Source organism: Cryobacterium sp. Y11, from assembly GCF_002929535.1.
Taxonomy (GTDB): Bacteria; Actinomycetota; Actinomycetes; order Actinomycetales; family Microbacteriaceae; genus Cryobacterium.
This window is the reverse complement of sequence record NZ_PJJO01000020.1, coordinates 1-2802: the sequence shown is the minus strand read 5'-3', so window position 1 is coordinate 2802 and position 2802 is coordinate 1. Positions and strand designations below refer to the sequence as shown.

The 2802-nt window shown below is 60.5% G+C and carries 3 protein-coding genes and 1 pseudogene; 3 read left to right on the top strand and 1 reads right to left on the bottom strand.

From position 1 onward, the window contains the following. Window positions 1-110 precede the first annotated feature (110 nt). The 3 genes and pseudogenes from CXY75_RS00230 to CXY75_RS20175 all read left to right on the top strand — a co-directional run. Entirely contained in the window at window positions 111-329 is a 219-nt protein-coding gene (locus CXY75_RS00230; protein ID WP_104080897.1) for a DNA-3-methyladenine glycosylase, read from the top strand. A gap of 265 nt (window positions 330-594) precedes the next feature. Then, window positions 595-1680, top strand: a complete 1086-nt coding sequence (locus tag CXY75_RS00225) for an IS110 family transposase (RefSeq protein WP_104080896.1) — start codon at window positions 595-597, stop codon at window positions 1678-1680. A gap of 88 nt (window positions 1681-1768) precedes the next feature. Further along, window positions 1769-1912, top strand: a pseudogene (locus tag CXY75_RS20175) (integrase core domain-containing protein); the annotation flags it as partial. Window positions 1913-2287: 375 nt separating this feature from the next. On the opposite strand, the gene CXY75_RS20840 reads toward CXY75_RS20175, so the two are convergent. Then, the coding region (locus tag CXY75_RS20840; RefSeq protein WP_199182305.1) for a Brp/Blh family beta-carotene 15,15'-dioxygenase at window positions 2288-2802 on the bottom strand (515 nt) is incomplete at its 5' end.

Sequence of the window (2802 nt, the reverse complement as noted above, 5' to 3'; positions counted from 1 at the left end):
GCGGCACGCATTCGGAATATATTTCGTGCGACGTTTCGAGCAAATCAGCTTCCGAGATGCTCTCAGCGTCTCGTTCAAGCGTTGCCGCCGGGAATGGACACGCTAACTAAATGACCGTGTTGACTGGATTTCATCTGGCAGACCGCGGATTTTTTGCGCGTGAGGTGCTCGATATCGCACCGGAAGTTCTCGGTTGCATCCTGCAACGCACCGAGGTCGAGGCATATGCGAGTGAACGCGACCCCGGCGCGCACACCTATCGTGGTAACACGAATCGGAATAAAACAAGAATTGCTGCGCCAGATAATCGACCCCGATTAGCCGGTTAATGCTGGGACTGTCAGGCTATTCCTGTCGGACCCAGACTGGGCTCGGAAGTCCTGGCCGTGGCGGCTTGACCCATGTTGGGAACGGCCCTTCGGGTGCCTTTGCGTTGATCTGTCAGCCACACGGCCGGGCGCTGCAACAACACACTGCGCCGGATCGGGCGTGACCTAATAGGAGCCTGGAGCAACTTTCGAGAGCGTCCCCGTGACAGTCCTGTCCACCCGCCGGCGTCAGCGTCAAATCAACACTAACCGGCAGGAGAAATACATGAACATCTCAGCAGTGCCGACAATCCCGCTCACTCGCTCCGGACACATCGTCATCGGCGTCGACACCCACAAACACATCCACGTCGCCGCGGCGATGGACTCAATCGGTGGCATCCTCGCGACCTTGACGATCGCTACCGACAGCGGCGGATTCCGCCAGTTGCTCGACTGGGCGGCATCGTTCGGTCAGATCATCGCCTTCGGCATCGAGGGCACCGGATCCTACGGCGCTGCACTGACCTCCTACGTGCGCCGCAATGGCCACCGTGTGATCGAGGTCAACCGTCCCGATCGGCGGATGCGTCGACTTGTCGGCAAATCCGACACTCTCGACGCAGAGAACGCAGCACGCGCCGTCCTGGCCGGATTCGCCACCGCAGAACCGAAGACCGCCGACGGCACCGTGGAGATGATCCGGCAACTGAAAGTTGCCCACGACACCGCTGTGAAGGGCCGGTCAGCGGCGATGGTGACCCTCAAGGCGATGCTCGTGCACGCACCTGAACAGGTGCGCAAAGAGACCGCCCAGAAGACCCAAATAATGCTCGCCCGTCATCTAGCCACCCTGCGCCCCCGAGAAATGAAGACCCCAGACGACAGCATTCGACATACCCTGCGGTTCATCGCCCGACGTTGGCAACACCTCGACGTCGAAGCGAAAGAGCTCGCTACGATGGTCGAAAATCTCGTCACCCAGACCGCGCCCCAGCTGCTCGAACCCTTCGGCATCGGCGCTGACACCGCGGCAGAGATCCTCATCGTCGCCGGCGACAACCCCGAACGCATCCATTCCGAAGCAGCCTTCGCGAAACTCGCCGGCATCAGCCCCATCCCGACCGGCTCGGGCATGACCTCCGGCAAACACCGCATCAACCATGGTGGCCACCGACAACTCAACGCCGCAATCTACCACGTCGTCATCGGCAGAATGCGCTTCCACGAGCCAACAATCGCTTACGTGACCCGCCGCACAGCGGAAGGCAAATCCAAACGTGACATCATCCGCTGCCTGAAGCGCTACGTCATCAGAGAGGTTTACCACCTCATCGACGTCAACCCAAAAACCGGTGAAATCGCTACTTGACAACCATAGGAGCATCAACGCGAGGGCCGAGAGCTTCTTCGTGACCTTGAAAACCGAGTTCTACTAACGCCGGGTTTGGTCCACCCGAGACCGCGCGATCCAAAGCGTCGCGGACTGGATCGAGGACCGCTACAACCGTCGGCGTCGACACTCCTCGATCGGGTACGTCACCCCAGTGGACTTCGAAATGCAATACACTTCACAGGCCGCAGAGATCCAACTCGCCGCTTGACCCCCTGTCCACTAACCGGGGGTAAGGCCAGCCACCTCGTTACTGTTATCGGCAGTGGTTCGACCACGCGTAGCGTCCTTTCACCCCGTCACGTCCGGCTGTCTGTCCGTCTGTCCGTCTGTCCGTCCAAGCTGACGTAGTAACATCCGCTACTTCGGTGCGGCGATCCTAGTGTTTTTCGAGCAACCGTCGTTGTTCATTTTTCGATCCGCGCATGTGCGTAGCTGCACAGCGGTGTAGTCACTCGACGGGAATGATTCTCAGGATAGATCGGGTGCTGTTGACGCCCGACGGTGATGGTTTTCGTGTGTCACCACGATCATGTGCGGCACGGTTAGCCCCGCCAAACCGATGAACACCACCTGCAGAATTTGCTCACTCAGGGCGCCGTCGGGGCCGAGCCAGACCAGCACTGCGCTCACCGTGAGGATGGGCACGNGCGTGGAACCCCGCCTTCAGGTGCCGAAAACTGTGCAGCGCGCAGAAATACAGCAGGAAGAAGACCAGCGGCTCCGTTGTGAGGGCGAGCATGGTCGCGAGCAGAATTTCGATGCTTTCGTGCGCCCGACGTCGCAGAGCGATCAAGGCTGCGAGCAGCAAGCTGGCCAGGGCGAGTGGCCCCAGCCACTCTTGCACGCTGGCGACCACCGCGCCTCCGTCTCCGGCTAGCACCACGTAGGCGGCACTCACCTGCACGGGATGCGACAGCGCCGGGACGCTGAGCAGTCCGAACCCGGCGAGAAACCGCAGCCAGGGCGCCCGATCGGCATTCCAATCGGACCCGAAGTGCAACGCTGACACGAGTAGGAACATGACCAGGCTCGCCACCGGGGTGACTAGCCAAAGCAACACAACGCCGACCACGACGAGGATGTAGACCATGTTGAACC